The organism is Rhizobium sp. SRI_017, assembly GCF_057586295.1.
Map to the genome: position 1 here is coordinate 135,620 of NZ_JBYCZP010000002.1, position 15,397 is coordinate 151,016.

Genomic DNA, 15,397 nt, shown 5'->3' on the forward strand with positions numbered 1-15,397 from the left:
AATAATTTGTGGCCCAGCGGTGTCTTGAGCACTGTCTTGTCTGGAGTTAATCAATCGACTAAATTGCGTCCGGGAGACGGATCATGGACAAGCCCCTTTCTGGCGCAGAAATCACGCGCATCACCTTGATCGAGTCGGCGATCCGACTGTTCGCGGAGCGCGGCTATGACGCGGTTTCGACACGCGACATCGCCGATCTCGCGGCCGCCAATATCGGCTCGATCGCCTATCATTTCGGCGGCAAGCCGGGGCTGAGGCTCGCCTGCGCCGAACATGTCATTTCCAACATTGCGGCCACTGTCGGGCCTGCATTCCTGCGGCCGCTGCCGCCGCTCACGCCCGACCAGGCGCTCGAACGAATCGAGCAGATGATGGGGGTGTTCACCAATTTCTGGATGGTGAGCGAGGGCAGCCAGTCCTTCGTCAATTTCATCCTGCGGGAGATGCTGGCGAAGGGTGAGGTGTCCGAGCTCTTCTATTCAGTCTGGATGAAGCCGATGCACAAGCGTTTCTGCGAGCTGTTTGGCATCGCCACTGGTCGCGATCCATGTTCGCATGAGGTCAAGATCGCGGTCTTCTCCTTTATCGGACAGGTTTTCCACTTCCGTGTCGGCCAGCCGCTCATCATGCGGCGGCTCGAATGGGACGAACTTGGCGAGCGCGAGGCCGAACATATCGTCACGGGACTGGTCAAGAATACTCGCGCGATCGTTCTTGCTTACCGGGGGAGCGGCTGATGGATTTCGTCTGCACCATACCGCTGCTGGCCGGCCTTCTCGGCGGCTGCGCACCGGCGCCACTCGCCACAGGCTATGTCGAGGGAGAGTATGTGTTGCTGGCACCGGTCGAGACCGGGCGGATCGACGCCCTGCTCAAGAAGCGCGGCGACAGGATCGCGAAAAACGAAGTGCTGGTCCGCATGGAGGCCTCGGACGCAGAGATCGCGCTCCGGCAGGCGGAGGCGGCGCTCGAACAGGCGAGAGCCCAGCTCGAAAACCTCAAGGAAGGCAAGCGGCCCGAGGAGATTGCGGCGATCGATGCAACTGTCCAGTCGGCCGCGGCACAGGCGGCCGAAGCCAAGCGCGTGTTCGACCGCGAGGCGGAACTTGCCCGCCGCGGCGTCAACGCCAAGGCTGATCTCGACCGGGCCTCGACCGCGTTCCAGCAGGCCGAGGCGCTGGTGAACCAGATGCGCGCCAACCTGGCCGTGGCGCGGCTGCCGGCACGGCCAAAAGAGATCGATGCGGCGAGCGCCCAGGTCAAGCAGGCCGAAGAGCAGCTTGCCGACGCCCGATGGCGGCTGGAGCAGAAGGCGCTCAAGGTTGCCGTCGATGGCGTGGTCGAAGATGTCGTACGCCGGCAGGGAGAGATCGCTGGTCCATCGCAGCCGGTGCTCTCCATCCTGCCCGACGGGGCGGTCAAAGTGCGGCTCTATATCGGCGAATCCCACATCTCGCAGCTTTCGCTCGGAACCTCGGTAAACATCCGCTGCGACGGGTGCCCTAAGGATCTGTCCGCCACCATCAGCTATATTTCCAGCGGCCCGGAATTCACGCCGCCGGTGATCTACTCGCTCGAAAACCGCCAGAAGCTCGTCTACCTGATCGAAGCCCGGCCCGATGGAGAGAGCGAGGCTTTGAAACCCGGTCTGGTCGTCGACGCCGTGCTGGGTAAAAGACCTTGACCAACGCGATCGAGGTCGAGGGTCTGGTCAAGCGCTATGGCGACAAGGTGGTCGTCGACCGCGTCTCGATGACGGTGAAATCAGGAGAGATCGCCGGCTTCCTGGGCCCGAACGGGTCTGGCAAGACGACTACGATCCGCTTGATGTGCGGGCTGCTGACGGCGGATGCCGGCAGCGGCAACGTGCTTGGTTTCGACCTCCGGCGCCAGGCACTCGCGATCAAGCGAGAGGTCGGCTACATGACCCAGAAGTTCTCCTTCTACGAGGACCTCTCGATCGAGGAGAACCTGATGTTCGTGGCGCGGCTCTACCGCCTCAAGCCGGCGCGCGCAAAAGTTATGGAGACGCTGGAAGATCTCGGCCTCGCCTCTCGCCGCAGCCAACTCGCCGGCAGCCTGTCGGGTGGCTGGAAGCAGCGGCTCGCGCTTGCCGCCTGCATCATGCACCAGCCGAAGCTCCTGCTGCTCGACGAGCCAACAGCCGGCGTGGATCCCAAGGCCCGGCGCGAATTCTGGGATGAGATCCACCGGCTCGCGGCGCGTGGGCTGACCGTGTTGGTTTCAACCCATTACATGGACGAGGCCGAGCGCTGCCATTCGATCCACTACATTTCCTACGGCAAGCTGCTGGCGAGCGGCACGGTGCCCGATGTCATCGCCCGGGCCGGGCTCACCACCCACCTCATAGAAGGCGAGGATTTGAGCGGACTTGCCGATGAGCTCGCAGGCCGACCGGGTGTCGATCAGGTCGCTGCCTTCGGCACTTCGCTCCATGTTGTCGGCAAGGATAAGGCGGCGCTGGAGGCAACCCTCATGGATGTCAGGCAGCGGGAGGGCATCAGTATCCGGGAAGGCAAAACCAGTCTCGAAGATGTCTTCATCCAGTTCATGGCCGGGTCGAAGGACAATATGGCATGAGCCGGTTCTTCTCCTTTTCACGGCTGCGCGCACTGCTGATCAAGGAAATGATCCAGATGCGGCGCGACCGGCTAACCTTCGCCATGATGCTTGGCGTGCCCCTAATGCAGCTGCTGCTTTTCGGTTTCGCCATCAACAGCGATCCGAAGAGCCTGCCCGCGGCGCTGGTGACCTCGTCCACGGACCACTATGTCCGGGCGATGGTCTCGGCTCTGGAGCTTACCGGCTACTACCGCTTCGTTGCGGTGGGCGTCAGCGCCGAGGAAGCGGAAGCGATGATCCAGCGCGGTGACGTCTCCTTCGTCGTCACCATCCCCTCCGACTTCGCCCGCCGTGTCGACCGCGGTGATCATCCGCAGCTCCTGATCGAGGCGGATGCGACCGATCCTTCCGTCGCTAGTGGCGCGATCTCGACACTCTCGACCGTGGCGGCGCAGGCGTTGCAACGCGAGCAGGGCACGGAGATCCAGTCGTCGGCGGCTGAGGCACAGGCGCTCGAAGTGGTCGTCCATCGCCGCTACAATCCCGAGGGCATCTCGCAATACAATATCGTGCCCGGCCTGCTCGGCGTCATCCTGCAGATGACCATGGTGATGATGACCTCGATGGCGCTGACGCGCGAGACCGAGCGCGGCACGATGGAAAACCTGCTCGCCATGCCGGTCAGCCCGTTCGAGATCATGCTGGGCAAGATCCTGCCCTATCTTGCCGTCGGCGCCGTGCAGGTGAGCGTCGTGCTGATTGCCGCCAAGCTGATCTTCGGCGTGCCTTTCATGGGTGCGCTGCCGCTTTTGCTCGGTGCGGTTCTGGTGTTCGTCCTGTCGCTCGTCCTGCTCGGCTACACGATCTCGTCGGTGGCGCGGACGCAGATGCAGGCGATGCAGCTGACGTTCTTTTTCTTCCTGCCGTCGATTCTGTTGTCGGGCTTCATGTTCCCGTTCCGCGGTATGCCGGTATGGGCGCAATGGCTCGGCGAGATCTTTCCGCTCACCCATTTTCTGCGTGTGATCCGTGCGATCATGCTCAAGGGTGCCGACTGGCCGACAGTGTCCTTTGAGGTCGCCATGCTCTGCGTCTTCATACTCGCCTACGCGGGGCTCGCTCTGCTTCGCTTCCGGCGTACGCTTGATTGACGCTACTGCCCGGTGCGAAGGACCTCCTCGTTCTCTTTCGCGAAGGTCGTGTTATCGGGGGTGAGGCTGAAGCGCTCCTTTCGGAGCGTCCAATTCCCAGGCTCACCGCCGATATGGAAGAGATTGTATGCCGCAGGCGGCTTCCGGCCGCCATAGCTCTGGCTGCCGGCGGCGATGCCGACGACGGGAACGTGGCCGGTCTTGCCCTTGCCCTCCAGCCAGTAGGTCGTGTTGAGATGGGTATGGCCATGCAGCACGAGCTCTGCGCCGTCCATATGGAGCGCGGCATGAAAGCGGCGGATACCGATCATGCGCTTGTAATTGGCGGTCGCGCCGCGGATCGGCGGATGATGGATCATGACCACGCGAAAAAGCCCGCGCTCGCCGGTCTCCTTGAGCAGCCGCTCGAAACGGCGTGCCTGGTTCGGCCCGAAGAAGCCCGAGGCCATGAAGGGCGGCGTGGCGGTGGCGGTCGAGATGCCGATCAGCGCCACATTGTCCCGCACCCGGAGGTAAGGGAATACATGGCCGTCGTCGCGCGGGGCATCGCCGCTCATCCAGGGCTTCCACAGCTTCACCGCATCGTCGAGGGCACCCGGCACATAAGCGTCATGATTGCCCGGTACCACGGAAACGTCATGCGGTCGGTGGAAGGCGTGCAACCACTGCGCCGCCGCATCCATTTCGATGTCGGCGGCGAGGTTGACGAGGTCGCCGGTGATGGCGAGATGCGACGGCCGGGCCTTGACGATCTCTTCCAGCAACCGCTCCAGCGTGTCGCCGAAGAGCTCTTTGCCGCGGTTGCGGCGCCAGTTCACATAGCCGGTAATGCGTTTCGAGAGCAGTTCGAGGAAAGTCAGGTCTGGTAGGGGACCGAGATGAACATCCGAAATATGCGCCAATGTGAACATCGGTTCGTTGTAGGTGTCGGGGCGTGAAGGGGCAAGTGGCATGCAGGATCTAACGCCGCCGGAAATGAGTGCGTTCCGTTACCGCGTCATGACGCGGGTCGCCCATTTCGTCTATTTCTTCATCAAGGGCATGACGGTCGGCGTGCGCGCTGCCTGTTTCGACAAGGACGGGCGGATTTTTCTCGTGCGCCACTCCTACATTCCCGGCTGGCACATGCCCGGCGGTGGCGTCGAGCGGCACGAGACGGTGCGGCAGGCGCTGGCCAAGGAATTGCGCGAGGAGGGCAACCTGCAACTGACAGCGCCACCGACATTGGTCCATGTCTATTACAACAGGCGGACCTCGAAGCGCGACCATGTCGTCTTCTACCGTTGCGAAGTCGAGCAGACTGCGCCGCGGCTTCGGGACCACGAGATCGTCGAATCCGGCTTCTTCGCGCTCGATGCCCTGCCCGAGGGCACGACGTCGGCCACGCGCCGGCGCCTCGCCGAGCTATCGGGTGAGACGGATCGCGACGACCTCTGGTGACTACTTCAGCGCCCTGGCCAGCTCGCCGATATGTTCCGGCGAGATGCCGCAGCAACCGCCGACCATTGTGGCGCCGGCATCGACCCAGCGCTGTGCCCAGCCGAGATAGAGCGGTGGCGTGAGATCGGCGCGGATGCCGTGCAGTGTTTCATTGGCGGCGGCATCGTCGGCTTCCGACGCGAAGGCATTGGCGTAGACGCCGATCGAAAGTGGCGCATCGCCGAGTACCGAGCGTGCCTCGCGGACGGCAGCTTCCATCACTTCCGGCTGGCTGCAATTGAAGAGCAGGGCTGCTGCGCCGAGCGCAACGGCGTGTCGGGCGGCATCGGCGATCGATTCGCCCGAGCGCAATACAGGCTTGGCGGTACCCGACAGGACGGCCTTGGAATCATGGTCATCGAGCGTGAAGGAAAGCCAGAGCGGGCGCGGATCATCGCCCAGCAATTCTTTCACCAGCGTCACTTCGGCGAGAGAGCTTTGCGTCTCCGCCAGCCAGACATCGACATAGGGCGACAGCCCCTCGATCAGCACTTCGAGGATCGGCCGCGCTTCCTCGGCCTTGAACAGATCCGGCCGGTAGGAACCGAGCACCGGCGGCAGCGAACCGGCGACCTTGATGCCGAACTCGTCCGCCGTCTGGCGTGCCAGCTTGCCGGCGAGGTCTGCGAGCATCAGTCCCTCGGCGTGGAACCGCTCCTGCCCGATATGGAAGGGGACGACCGCGTAGGAATTCGTGGTGATCACCTCGGCGCCATGCCTGGCGAAGGCGGCATGTGCCTGGCCGACATAGGCGGGCGACTCGATGAGCGCCAAGGCAGACCATTCCGGCTGGCGGAAGGGCGCGCCCGAGCGTTCAAGTTCACGGCCCATGCCGCCGTCCAGAATTGTCACTGTCATCAGAGCCTCCATTTTCCGGAGGGTCTAGCGGCTTCAGAGGGCGAGATCAATCACCGGGCCGGCTGGCACGATGCCGGTCGGATTGATCGTAAGGTGGCTCTGGTAATAGTGGTTCTTGATATGGGTGAAGTTCACCGTCTCGGTCACGCCGGGAAGATTGTAGAGCGTCTTGAGGAAGCGATAGAGGTTCGGGTAGTCGGCGATCCGCCGCAGATTGCATTTGAAGTGCCCGACATAGACGGGGTCGAACCGGACGATCGTCGTGAAGAGCCTGACATCGGCCTCGGTCAGCCGGTCGCCGAACAGGTATTTCTTGCCCTCCAGCCGGGCGTCCAGTTCGTCCAGCATGGCGAAGAGCTTGACGAAATTTTCTTCATAGGCCTCCTGCGTGGTTGCGAAGCCGCATTTGTAGACGCCATTGTTGACGGTGTCGTAGACGCGGGCATTGAGCGCGTCGATTTCGCCGCGCAGGTCCTCGGGATAGAGGTCGAGCGTATTGCCGGTAATGCCGTCGAAGGCCGAATTGAACATGCGGATGATCTCGGACGATTCGTTGTTGACGATCGTCCCCGTGTTCTTGTCCCAAAGCACCGGCACCGTCACACGCCCGGAATAGTGCGGATCGGCCTTTGTGTAGACCTGCCAGAGCGCATCCGAGCCGAAGAGGTGATCTTCGGTCGCGCCTTCCTCGGCATGGAATTCCCAGCCGTTTTCCAGCATCCGATAATGCACGATCGAGACCGAGATATGCCCTTCGAGCCCCTTGAGCTTGCGGAAGATCAGCGTGCGATGTGCCCAGGGGCAGGCATAAGACACATAGAGGTGATAGCGGCCGCTTTCGGCTTTGAAGCTGCCGGCGCCGGTCGGACCCGGGCTGCCATCCGCAGTCACATAGCTGCGGAAGCTCGACTGCGCCCGCACGAACTGCCCCTTCGATGGCTTGGTGTCATACCAAACGTCCTTCCACTCACCTTCGACTAGCAGGCCCATCTTCATTGCTCCAAATGTTCACTTGAACCGAACTTGGCCCGTTACGACTTACTTTTCGAGAGGCCAAACGTTGAACGGACTGTTTTGGCCCTTGGCGGGACGAAAATTTCCTGCTATCGGCCACTTCCACATTGTCAGGATAAATAGGCAGAATGACCCAGCTGCGACGACCGCGATGACGTTCTAAACCGCCAGCGTGCCCAAGGCGCGCCGGTCTCATCGCACATTGTCGTACACTGGACTGCCTATCATGAAAAAGCATGACTTCGTCTACCTGACCGAAGACGCCTCCCATCACGATGCCATCGAACTGATCAACGAAGAAGCCTTTGGCCCCGGCCGGTTTGCACGCGCTGCTGCGCGCATACGGGAACAGGGGTCGCACGACTTCGCGCTCTCCTTCGTCTGCGCCGATCTCGGCGAGACCATCGCCTCGGTGCGGATGACCCCGGTTCTCGCCGGCACTGTCAAGGGCCACTTGCTCGGCCCGCTCGCCGTCCGGCCCTCCCACAAGAATATGGGCATTGGCCGCGAGTTGGTGCGGATCGCGGTGGAGGCTGCACGGCGGAAGGGTTCAGAAGGTGTGATCCTCGTCGGCGACCCGCCCTATTACATGCCGCTGGGCTTCCAGAAAGTGCGCTACAACGCGCTGAAGTTCCCGGCGCCCGTCGATCCCTCGCGCATACTGGTGGTGCCGATGGCTGAGGGCGTGCATGATGGGCTCGTCGGTGAGATCCGGTGGCGGGATGATGGGTCTTCCATAGTAGTACTGGATTATGGTACTATTGACTTCGCAGAGAAAGCACCGAAATACGCTTGAGGCGATTTTCTCTCGGCCAGTGAGCGGCACGATCCGGTGGCAGGACATCGAGAGCTTGTTCGTTGCTTTGGGTGCTGAGGTCACGGAACGTGCCGGTTCTCGCGTCGGTGTCTATATGTTCGGCGAAGTACGCGTCTTTCATCGGCCGCATCCATCACCATCGACGGATAAAGGCGCGGTCGAAAGTATCAGGAAGTGGCTCGAAGGTCACGGAGTCAAGCCATGAAGAACATTATTGAAATCGATGGACACAAGGCGCTGGTTACCTTCGATCCTGAGCTCGAGTTGTTGAGGGGCGAGTTTCTCGGCCTTTCGGGGGGCGCCGACTTTTATGCTGCAAGCGTCGCCGAACTGATGGATGAAGCCAAGAAGTCGCTCGCTGTCTATCTGGAGATGTGCCGCGAGAAAAACATCGAGCCGTTCAAGGCCTTTTCGGGAAAGTTCAATGTCCGCTTGGATCCCAGCCTACACGAAGCGGCCGTGACTGCGGCCGCGGCTGAAAGCAAAAGCCTCAACGACTGGGTGTCCGATGCCATCCGCCAGGCGACGGAGCAGGCTTGATCTCAGCGCCCCTCACGCCACCACGTACTTCCGATCGCCAGCGCCAGCAGCCCCAATCCCAGGAACCCTCCAAACAAAGGCAGCGTCGTCACGCCCTTGAGTTCCGTCTCGTCGGTCATGCGCACGATCAGCCGGTCCGGATCGTCGACACGGACCTGGCCGCGGACCGTGAGGATCTGCGGGATCTCGGCGGTCGTGCCGCCCTGGTCGAGGCGTCGGACGATGCCGCGGCTGTCCCTGGCGAGCGTGGCGAGCTTCTCGGTGGTCGAGACCATCTCGCGGAATTCGGGCGCGTCGACCGCGCCGACATGGACGAGGGTCTTGAACTCGCCATTGCTCACCTCGTAGAGTCCGGTCATTGCGGTCTTCACCGTTGCGGTGAAGAGACCAGGATCGGTTTCGGCGAGCTTCGCCTCGCTCGTGGTGCCGTCAGGGGCGCGGACAGTGGTGGCGGGAACGGTCTTGCCGAGCGTCTGTCTGGTGATGACGATATCACGGCCGACCGCACGGGCGGTCAGCGCCTCTTCCTCCAGCGCCGGTTCCTTCATCAGCCAGTGCGCGATGCGGCGATAGAGGTCGACATGCGGGCCACCGCCCTCGAAACCGCGGGCCCAGAGCCAGCCCTGGTCGGAGAGCAGCATGGCGACGCGACCCTGGTCGGTGCGGTCGAGGATGAGCAGCGGCGACTTGTCGGCAGCTTCCATCACGATGTTGCCGGAGGGCACATTGACGCCGACCGAGCGGAACCAGCGGCCCCAATGCGGCGGCTCGATGTCAGAGCCGTTGAGTCCACGCGTTACTGGGTGGCGTTTGCCGATGTCGGAGAGCCGGGGATAGAAGGCCTTCTCGTTCATGCTGCCCGTCGGCATGACCGGCAGGACGGAGGCGAGTGGCGTATAGGCGATCGATTCCGCGCCTGCATGTTCCGGTCCGGAGACCAGCAGCAGCGCGCCGCCTTCACGGACATATTGGGCGATGTTGTCGTAGTAGAGGATCGGCAGCACGCCGCGATGCTGGTAGCGGTCGAAGATGATCAGGTCGAAATCCTTGATCTTCTCGACGAAAAGCTCGCGGGTCGGGAAGGCGATTAGCGACAGTTCGTTGATCGGCGTGCCGTCCTGCTTCTCCGGCGGGCGCAGAATGGTGAAGTGGATGAGGTCGACCGAGGTGTCGGACTTTAGCAGGTTGCGCCAGGCGCGCTCGCCGGCATGCGGCTCGCCCGACACCAGGAGCACGCGGAGATTTTCGCGGATGCCGTCGATGTTCTGGACGATGCGATTGTTGACCGGAGTCACCTCGCCGGGCACCTCTGTGACCGAGAGTTCGAGGATATTGTTGCCGGCGCGGGGCAGGCGGAAGCGGGCGATGCGGTTTTCGCCCGGCGTGACTTCGAGGCGGTTGGTCACCTCCCCGTTGATGCGGATCGTGACCTCGGCGGGCTCGGGCCGCTTGGCGCCGTCGTCGAGCACACGCAGCGTCAGTTCCTGTTCGTGATCGATCAGCCCGAAGCGCGGCGCCTTGACGATCTCCACCCTGCGGTCATATTCGCCTTCCTTGCCCGTCACCAGCGCATGGACCGGTGCGTCGATGCCGGGCAGGCGATTGTCGCGCGGCACATCATGCACCTGACCGTCGGTGATGGCCACGACCGCGCCGATGCGGCTCGGGGGCACATCTTCCAACTCAGCAGCCAGGTTCGAATAGAGCATGGTCGACGGCGTTTCGGAGCCGGTATCGCGACCAGCATCGATGACCCGCGTCTCGATATTCTTAAAACGCCCAAGCGCGGTCTGGAGTTGGGCAATCGCCTGATCCGTCTGGGTCTTGCGTTCGCCGACATCCTGGCTTTGGCTGCGGTCGGCGGCGATGGCGACGATGGTCGAGAGCGGCTCGCGCTCCTCGTTCATGATGACGGGATTGACGAGCGCGGCGACCAGCAATGCAAGCGCGACGGTACGCAGCACCATGCCGCGCTGAAGACGATAAAGACCGAGCGCGGCGAGCGCCGCAGCGGCGACCGCGATAACGGCAATCAGCCATGGCGACAGAAGCGGATCGAAAGAGACGGTCATATCTCGGCCCTCAACTCACTGGCCCAGCCGTTCGAGCAGCGCAGGAACATGCACTTGGTCGGCCTTGTAGTTGCCGGTCAGCATATACATCATGATGTTGACGCCGGTGCGGTAGGCCATTTCGCGCTGGTTCTCGTCGGGCGGTACGAGCGGCATCAGCGGTGCTCCCATATCGTCGATCGCCCAGGCGCCGGCGAAATCATTTCCCGTGATCATGATCGGGGTGACGCCATCGCCAGCGCGAGCCGGCCGGGAGGGATCAGGCTTGCTGTTCGATGCCTCGACCCAGAGCGGACTGCCCGCATAGCGGCCGGGATAAGCCTTCAGGAGGTAGAAGCTCTTGGTCAGGACGTGGTCCGAGGGAACGGATTCGAGCGGAGGAATGTCGATCGAGGCGAGGATCGCGCGCAGCCGATCCGTATTCGGGCTGACGCCGTTTGCCGCCGAGATGGCCGAGAACTGGTCGCGGGTATCGAAAAGAACGGTGCCTCCGGCGCGCATATAGGCGTCGATGCGACTGATCGATTCCGCGCTCGGCATCGCCGCAGTGGCTGTTATCGGCCAGTAGAGGATCGGGAAGACCGACAGTTCGTCCTTCGCGATGTTGACGCCGACAGGGTCGCCGGGTTCGAGCGTTGTGCGGTAGTAGAGATAGTCGGTCAGACCCGCGAGGCCGCGCTCGGAAATGCGGTCGACCTCGGCCTCGCCGGTGATGACATAGGCCAGATGGGTCTTGTCGAGCCGTGCCAGCAGCGTCTCGTCGCCGGGCTGGCTGTCGTCGGCGCGCGCCTCGACGGCCGGGCTCATCGCAAGGCCGGCGGCGATCAGCAACATGCTCGCGGTCGCGACGACACGGCGGGCGAAGGCGCCGCCGAGCAGCAGCATCGCCAGCGTGTCGATGAGGGCAAGGACCACGGCCGCGCCGAAAACCCAGGGCTTGAGTGCCAGGCTGTCGTCGCCGACAAAAGCTGCCCGGACCACCGGAACATTGGCCGGCAGGACGAGCGGCGCGAGCCTCTCGTCCGCATTCAGCAGATTGAGCGCAGCAAAACCGTCTTCGGTGCCGTAGAGGCCGGGTGGATTGGCGAAGCTGACTTTCATGGCCGCGTTGGCCTCCAGGGGCTTGGCGAGCCCTTTTTCCGTGGTCAGCGTACCCTTTGCGGTCAGCATGCGATAGGGCGGCAGAACGGTTTTGCCTTCGGCGGCGGTGCGCGCCTGCACGGCCGTCGACGAAAGCTGCACGATCCGCCGCAGCATTTCGACGAAATCGCCTGAAAGCGGTAGGTTCGACCAGGACGATTCGGCGCTGACATGGAACAGCACGATGCGGCCGTTGCCGAGCTTCCTGGCGGTCACGAGCGGCGTGCCGTCGCGCAGGCTGGCCCAGGTCATGTCTTGCAGTTCACTCGAAGGTTCGGCCAGCACCTGGCGGTTGACCAAGACGCCTTCGGGCGTGCTGAGACCATGGAACGGGCTCGCCTCCGGATAATTGTCGAGTGCTTGTGGCGAGGCCCAGGACATCGAGCCGCCGAGTGCGCGTTCGCCTTCGCGGAGCCTGACCGGGATCAGCGCGTCGTCGGCGGGTGCGGTGGCAAGGCGTGGGCCCGCGAAGCGCACCAGCGTGCCGCCATTGCGGATCCAGGCTTCCAGAGCCTTCTCGCCTGCTCCCGGCACGCGGCCGATGTCAGCCATGACGATCATCGATGGGGCAGATTCAGTCATGGCGGGGATCGAGGTCGCGAGGTCCTTGCCCTCGGCCTCGGAAAGATTGGCGAAAGGCGAGAGCGCGCGGGTGATGTAATAGAGCGGGGAAAGCAGCGGTTGGCTCCGGTCGCCGATCTCGCCGGATATCAGGCCGACGCTGCGGCGCTTGAAACTGTCGTCGAGCAGGCGCACGGCGCCGGCGGTTTCGTAACCATCGATTGTCAGCCGGGAGAAATCGTTGCGCAGTTCGAAAGGCGCGTCGAGCATCGCGGTTGCGGTCGGGTCGCCCGGCCGGAAGACGAGGTCGGCATTGGCGAGCACGTGGCCTTGCAGGTCGCGGGCCGAGACCATCAACCGTTGTTCCGCGGTCGATGCAATGCGGGTCGCCGTCACGCTCATGCGGTCGGAGGTGTTGGCTGCGTTCGAAAGCGCCACGGCGTCAGTGCCGTCGAGTCCGAAGACACGGATCTCGGAGGCGCCGAGCGAGGGCAGGCCGTCAAGGAAGGGCTTGTCGTCTGCGGCCGACACGCCATCGGTGATGAAGGCGAGGGTTGCCGGCTTGATGTCGGTGAAAGCGCCGCTCATCGCCGCCATCACCGCGGCGCGGTCGGCGGGGAGGGGGCGCGCTACGGCGGCAGCAAGGCGGTTCAGTGCCTGCGCGGCAGTGCCGAAGGTGGCGTCATGCGTCTCGTCGGCTGTGAAGACGAGGCTCACGGGCAGGTCCTTGTCGCCGGCTTCCTGGATCAGAGATTCGGCGGTCGCGCGGCGTCGATCGAAGCTCGGCGCGGAGGCCCAACCATTATCAAAAACAATGGCCACCGGGCCGTTGGCCGAGAGCGAGGGCGCGGTCGGATTGAGCAACGGTCCGGCCAATGCGATGATGACGAGTGCGGCCATGACAAGGCGCAGAAGCAGCAACCACCAGGGCGTCGTCGCCGGTGTCTCCTCGCGCTTGGTGAGTGCCAGCAGGATGCGGAAGGGCGGAAAGACTTCCTTTTCCGGCCGCGGCGGCGTCAATCTCAGCAGCCACCAGATAGCCGGCAGCGCGATCAGGGCGGCCAGGATGATCGGGGTGGCGAAGGCTAGGCTACCCATCAATTCCCTCCGTGCTCGGCACGGCCGGGCTGGCCGGAGAGATACATGTGGACCGCAACCAGCGCTTCGGAGGCCGGGCGCGACGTGTTGTGCGACACGAAGTTCCAGCCGAGATGCCTGAGGTCGTCACGCAAGGTATCGCGTCGGGCGAAGTAGAGCTGGCGGTATTCGTCGCGGAGCAGTTCCGAACGGCCGGACAGGAACTTCTGGCCCGTCGCCGGATCCGAGAATTCGATCCGGCCGGCATAGGGGAACGTCTCTTCGGCGGGATCGCTGACCTCGACGACATGGCCGCGAAGGCCGCGGCGCGAGAGCGGCTGCAGCCGCGCGATCACGTCTTGCGGCCGTTCGAGGAAATCGCCGAAAAGCACGACATCGCTCGAACCGCGGATCATCTCGGTCGGCGGAAGGTTCGATGACAAGTCAGCATGCAGCAGCGCGGTGGCGAGGCGCTCGGCGGCATTGCGCGCGGAAACCGGCTCCATGACACCGGGACACCCGATGCGCTCACCCGATCGCGCCATGATCTCGGCCGTTGCCAGCATCAGCACCAGCGCCCGGCTTTCCTTGGAGACCATGCCGAGCGACGACTTGTACATCATCGATGGTGACAGGCTGGCCCAAAGCCAGATCGTATGCGCGGCTTCCCATTCGCGATCGCGGATATAGGTGTGGTCGTCGCGTGCCGAACGGCGCCAATCGATGCGAGAGAGGCTGTCGCCCTCCACGAAGGGCCGGAACTGCCAGAAATTCTCGCCGATGCCTTTCTTCTTGCGGCCGTGCCAGCCTGATATCACGGTATTGGCGATGCGCTTGGCTTCAACCAGGCAATCCGGCAGCAGGCGCGCGCGCTCACGCGCCCTGGACAGGGCGGCGCTCGGCGTTGTCAGTGGGACGGTCTGGCCGATTGGTGCCAAGGTCGCCTTTGCTTTCTGTTATCCGCGGAGCGGAGCCACGAGTTTGGCGATCACTTCCTTCATGCTGACGCCATCGGCGCGCGCGGCGAAGGTAAGCGCCATGCGGTGCTGGAGAACCGGGCCGGCAAGTGCGATGACGTCGTCGACGGACGGCGCGAAGCGGCCCTCATAAAGCGCGCGGGCGCGGGCGGTGAGCATCAATGCCTGGCCGGCGCGTGGGCCCGGACCCCAGGCGACCTTCTGGTCGGCGAATTCATTGCCATTGCCGGGGCGGGCGGAACGCACGAGTTTGAGGATCGCATCGAGCACGCTTTCGGACACCGGCATGCGGCGGATCAGTGTCTGGATTTCCTTAAGCCGCGTCGCATTGATCACCCCCTCGACGGTAGATTCGTGGACACCGGTGGTTTCGAGCAGGATGCGGCGCTCGGCATCGAGATCGGGATATTCGACGTCGATCTCGAGCAGGAATCGGTCGAGCTGGGCCTCGGGAAGCGGATAGGTGCCTTCCTGTTCCAGCGGGTTCTGCGTCGCAAGCACATGGAAAGGCTGCGGCAGGGCATAGGGCTGGCCGGTAATGGTGACGTGATATTCCTGCATGGCCTGCAACAGTGCCGACTGCGTGCGCGGGCTGGCGCGATTGATTTCGTCGGCCATCAGCAGTTCGGTAAAGACCGGCCCCTTGACGAAGCGGAAGCTGCGTTTGCCCGAGGCGTCCTGGTCCATCACTTCCGAACCGAGGATGTCAGAGGGCATCAGGTCGGGGGTGAACTGAACGCGACTGGTGGAAAGACCCAGCACGGTCGCGAGTGTCGCAACGAGCTTGGTCTTGGCAAGGCCGGGAACGCCCACGAGCAGCGCATGACCACCAGACAGAACGGCGAGCAGCGCCTGTTCGACCACTGCTTCCTGGCCGAAGATGGCCTTTGCGGTCTCGGCCTTGATGCGGGCGATGTCTTCGAGAGCCTTCTCCGCTTCCGCGGCCACGGCCTTCTCGTCGATCGTGCCTTCCGCCGGTGTCATTGCACCCATGCGTACCTCCGGAATAAATGGACCACCGGACGAATCGGAGGCCGGCTTGCATTAACAATTCCTCACACTTACAGGGGTGCGGACAGCTGGCAAGCGACTTTCCAATCAACATTCCGTCACCCATATTGACGGTGA

Annotated in this window: 15 protein-coding genes; 8 read left to right on the top strand and 7 right to left on the bottom strand. The window is 63.3% G+C overall.

Going from position 1 to position 15,397, the window contains the following annotated elements:
• The first annotated feature begins 83 nt into the window (after nucleotides 1–83).
• Genes AC2YI2_RS05440 through AC2YI2_RS05455 form a run of 4 tightly spaced genes read left to right on the top strand, consistent with a single transcriptional unit; the run spans nucleotide 84 to nucleotide 3,734 of the window.
• Nucleotides 84–737, top strand: a complete 654-nt coding sequence (locus AC2YI2_RS05440) for a CerR family C-terminal domain-containing protein (protein WP_487385425.1) — start codon at nucleotides 84–86, stop codon at nucleotides 735–737.
• The gene (locus AC2YI2_RS05445; RefSeq protein WP_487385426.1) at nucleotides 737–1,684 is read left to right on the top strand and encodes an HlyD family secretion protein; all 948 of its coding nucleotides are present in this window, start codon (nucleotides 737–739) and stop codon (nucleotides 1,682–1,684) included. Before AC2YI2_RS05440 ends, AC2YI2_RS05445 begins: the two co-directional genes overlap by 1 nt.
• A complete protein-coding gene (locus AC2YI2_RS05450; RefSeq protein WP_487385427.1) occupies nucleotides 1,681–2,601 on the top strand; it encodes an ABC transporter ATP-binding protein in 921 nt (306 codons plus the stop codon). The genes AC2YI2_RS05445 and AC2YI2_RS05450 overlap by 4 nt, the downstream gene beginning before the upstream one ends.
• Complete coding sequence (locus AC2YI2_RS05455; protein ID WP_487385428.1) at nucleotides 2,598–3,734, top strand: ABC transporter permease; 1,137 nt, start codon at nucleotides 2,598–2,600, stop codon at nucleotides 3,732–3,734. Before AC2YI2_RS05450 ends, AC2YI2_RS05455 begins: the two co-directional genes overlap by 4 nt.
• Before the next feature lie 2 nt (nucleotides 3,735–3,736).
• On the opposite strand, the gene AC2YI2_RS05460 is transcribed toward AC2YI2_RS05455, so the two are convergent.
• Entirely contained in the window at nucleotides 3,737–4,645 is a 909-nt protein-coding gene (locus tag AC2YI2_RS05460; protein WP_487385855.1) for a metallophosphoesterase family protein, read from the bottom strand.
• A gap of 64 nt (nucleotides 4,646–4,709) precedes the next feature.
• Between AC2YI2_RS05460 and AC2YI2_RS05465 the strand changes: the two genes are divergently transcribed.
• Nucleotides 4,710–5,174, top strand: coding sequence for an NUDIX domain-containing protein (locus tag AC2YI2_RS05465; protein ID WP_487385856.1), 465 nt, complete (start codon nucleotides 4,710–4,712; stop codon nucleotides 5,172–5,174).
• Here the strand turns inward: AC2YI2_RS05465 and AC2YI2_RS05470 are convergent, their stop codons facing one another.
• Together AC2YI2_RS05470 and AC2YI2_RS05475 are read right to left on the bottom strand one after the other, a co-directional pair.
• Nucleotides 5,175–6,074, bottom strand: coding sequence for a homocysteine S-methyltransferase family protein (locus AC2YI2_RS05470; RefSeq protein ID WP_487385857.1), 900 nt, complete (start codon nucleotides 6,072–6,074; stop codon nucleotides 5,175–5,177). It abuts the gene before it with no gap.
• Nucleotides 6,075–6,104: 30 nt separating this feature from the next.
• Complete coding sequence (locus tag AC2YI2_RS05475; RefSeq protein ID WP_487385429.1) at nucleotides 6,105–7,061, bottom strand: glutathione S-transferase family protein; 957 nt, start codon at nucleotides 7,059–7,061, stop codon at nucleotides 6,105–6,107.
• 250 nt (nucleotides 7,062–7,311) lie between these two features.
• Here AC2YI2_RS05475 and AC2YI2_RS05480 point away from each other — a divergent pair, with 250 nt between their 5' ends.
• From AC2YI2_RS05480 to AC2YI2_RS05490, 3 genes are read left to right on the top strand one after another with little or no spacing between them, the layout of a single operon-like run.
• Nucleotides 7,312–7,881 carry a GNAT family N-acetyltransferase gene (locus AC2YI2_RS05480; RefSeq protein WP_487385430.1) on the top strand — a complete coding sequence of 190 codons (570 nt, stop codon included), beginning with the start codon at nucleotides 7,312–7,314 and terminating at the stop codon, nucleotides 7,879–7,881.
• Nucleotides 7,838–8,107, top strand: coding sequence for a type II toxin-antitoxin system HicA family toxin (locus AC2YI2_RS05485; RefSeq protein ID WP_487385431.1), 270 nt, complete (start codon nucleotides 7,838–7,840; stop codon nucleotides 8,105–8,107). Before AC2YI2_RS05480 ends, AC2YI2_RS05485 begins: the two co-directional genes overlap by 44 nt.
• Nucleotides 8,104–8,442 (top strand): type II toxin-antitoxin system HicB family antitoxin, encoded by a 339-nt coding sequence (locus AC2YI2_RS05490; protein ID WP_487385432.1) that lies wholly within the window; start codon nucleotides 8,104–8,106, stop codon nucleotides 8,440–8,442. Before AC2YI2_RS05485 ends, AC2YI2_RS05490 begins: the two co-directional genes overlap by 4 nt.
• Nucleotides 8,443–8,444: 2 nt before the next feature.
• On the opposite strand, the gene AC2YI2_RS05495 is transcribed toward AC2YI2_RS05490, so the two are convergent.
• The 4 genes from AC2YI2_RS05495 to AC2YI2_RS05510 are packed head-to-tail and all read right to left on the bottom strand — an operon-like array spanning nucleotide 8,445 to nucleotide 15,262.
• Complete coding sequence (locus AC2YI2_RS05495; protein WP_487385433.1) at nucleotides 8,445–10,514, bottom strand: hypothetical protein; 2,070 nt, start codon at nucleotides 10,512–10,514, stop codon at nucleotides 8,445–8,447.
• Between the two features lie 15 nt (nucleotides 10,515–10,529).
• Nucleotides 10,530–13,313 carry a DUF4159 domain-containing protein gene (locus AC2YI2_RS05500; RefSeq protein WP_487385434.1) on the bottom strand — a complete coding sequence of 928 codons (2,784 nt, stop codon included), beginning with the start codon at nucleotides 13,311–13,313 and terminating at the stop codon, nucleotides 10,530–10,532.
• Nucleotides 13,313–14,230 (bottom strand): DUF58 domain-containing protein, encoded by a 918-nt coding sequence (locus AC2YI2_RS05505; RefSeq protein ID WP_487385435.1) that lies wholly within the window; start codon nucleotides 14,228–14,230, stop codon nucleotides 13,313–13,315. The genes AC2YI2_RS05500 and AC2YI2_RS05505 overlap by 1 nt, the downstream gene beginning before the upstream one ends.
• 18 nt (nucleotides 14,231–14,248) lie before the next feature.
• Nucleotides 14,249–15,262, bottom strand: coding sequence for an AAA family ATPase (locus AC2YI2_RS05510; protein WP_487385436.1), 1,014 nt, complete (start codon nucleotides 15,260–15,262; stop codon nucleotides 14,249–14,251).
• Nucleotides 15,263–15,397 lie beyond the last annotated feature (135 nt).

What these genes read in the sequence shown, in the direction of transcription:
- AC2YI2_RS05510 (WP_487385436.1), bottom strand. Translation starts at nt 15,262, where the DNA reads ATGGGTGCAATGACACCGGCGGAAGGCACGATCGACGAGAAGGCCGTG.
- AC2YI2_RS05480 (WP_487385430.1), top strand. Translation starts at nt 7,312, where the DNA reads ATGAAAAAGCATGACTTCGTCTACCTGACCGAAGACGCCTCCCATCAC.
- AC2YI2_RS05440 (WP_487385425.1), top strand. Translation starts at nt 84, where the DNA reads ATGGACAAGCCCCTTTCTGGCGCAGAAATCACGCGCATCACCTTGATC.
- AC2YI2_RS05490 (WP_487385432.1), top strand. Translation starts at nt 8,104, where the DNA reads ATGAAGAACATTATTGAAATCGATGGACACAAGGCGCTGGTTACCTTC.
- AC2YI2_RS05465 (WP_487385856.1), top strand. Translation starts at nt 4,710, where the DNA reads ATGAGTGCGTTCCGTTACCGCGTCATGACGCGGGTCGCCCATTTCGTC.
- AC2YI2_RS05495 (WP_487385433.1), bottom strand. Translation starts at nt 10,514, where the DNA reads ATGACCGTCTCTTTCGATCCGCTTCTGTCGCCATGGCTGATTGCCGTT.
- AC2YI2_RS05500 (WP_487385434.1), bottom strand. Translation starts at nt 13,313, where the DNA reads ATGGGTAGCCTAGCCTTCGCCACCCCGATCATCCTGGCCGCCCTGATC.
- AC2YI2_RS05445 (WP_487385426.1), top strand. Translation starts at nt 737, where the DNA reads ATGGATTTCGTCTGCACCATACCGCTGCTGGCCGGCCTTCTCGGCGGC.
- AC2YI2_RS05460 (WP_487385855.1), bottom strand. Translation starts at nt 4,645, where the DNA reads ATGTTCACATTGGCGCATATTTCGGATGTTCATCTCGGTCCCCTACCA.
- AC2YI2_RS05455 (WP_487385428.1), top strand. Translation starts at nt 2,598, where the DNA reads ATGAGCCGGTTCTTCTCCTTTTCACGGCTGCGCGCACTGCTGATCAAG.
- AC2YI2_RS05485 (WP_487385431.1), top strand. Translation starts at nt 7,838, where the DNA reads ATGGTACTATTGACTTCGCAGAGAAAGCACCGAAATACGCTTGAGGCG.
- AC2YI2_RS05475 (WP_487385429.1), bottom strand. Translation starts at nt 7,061, where the DNA reads ATGGGCCTGCTAGTCGAAGGTGAGTGGAAGGACGTTTGGTATGACACC.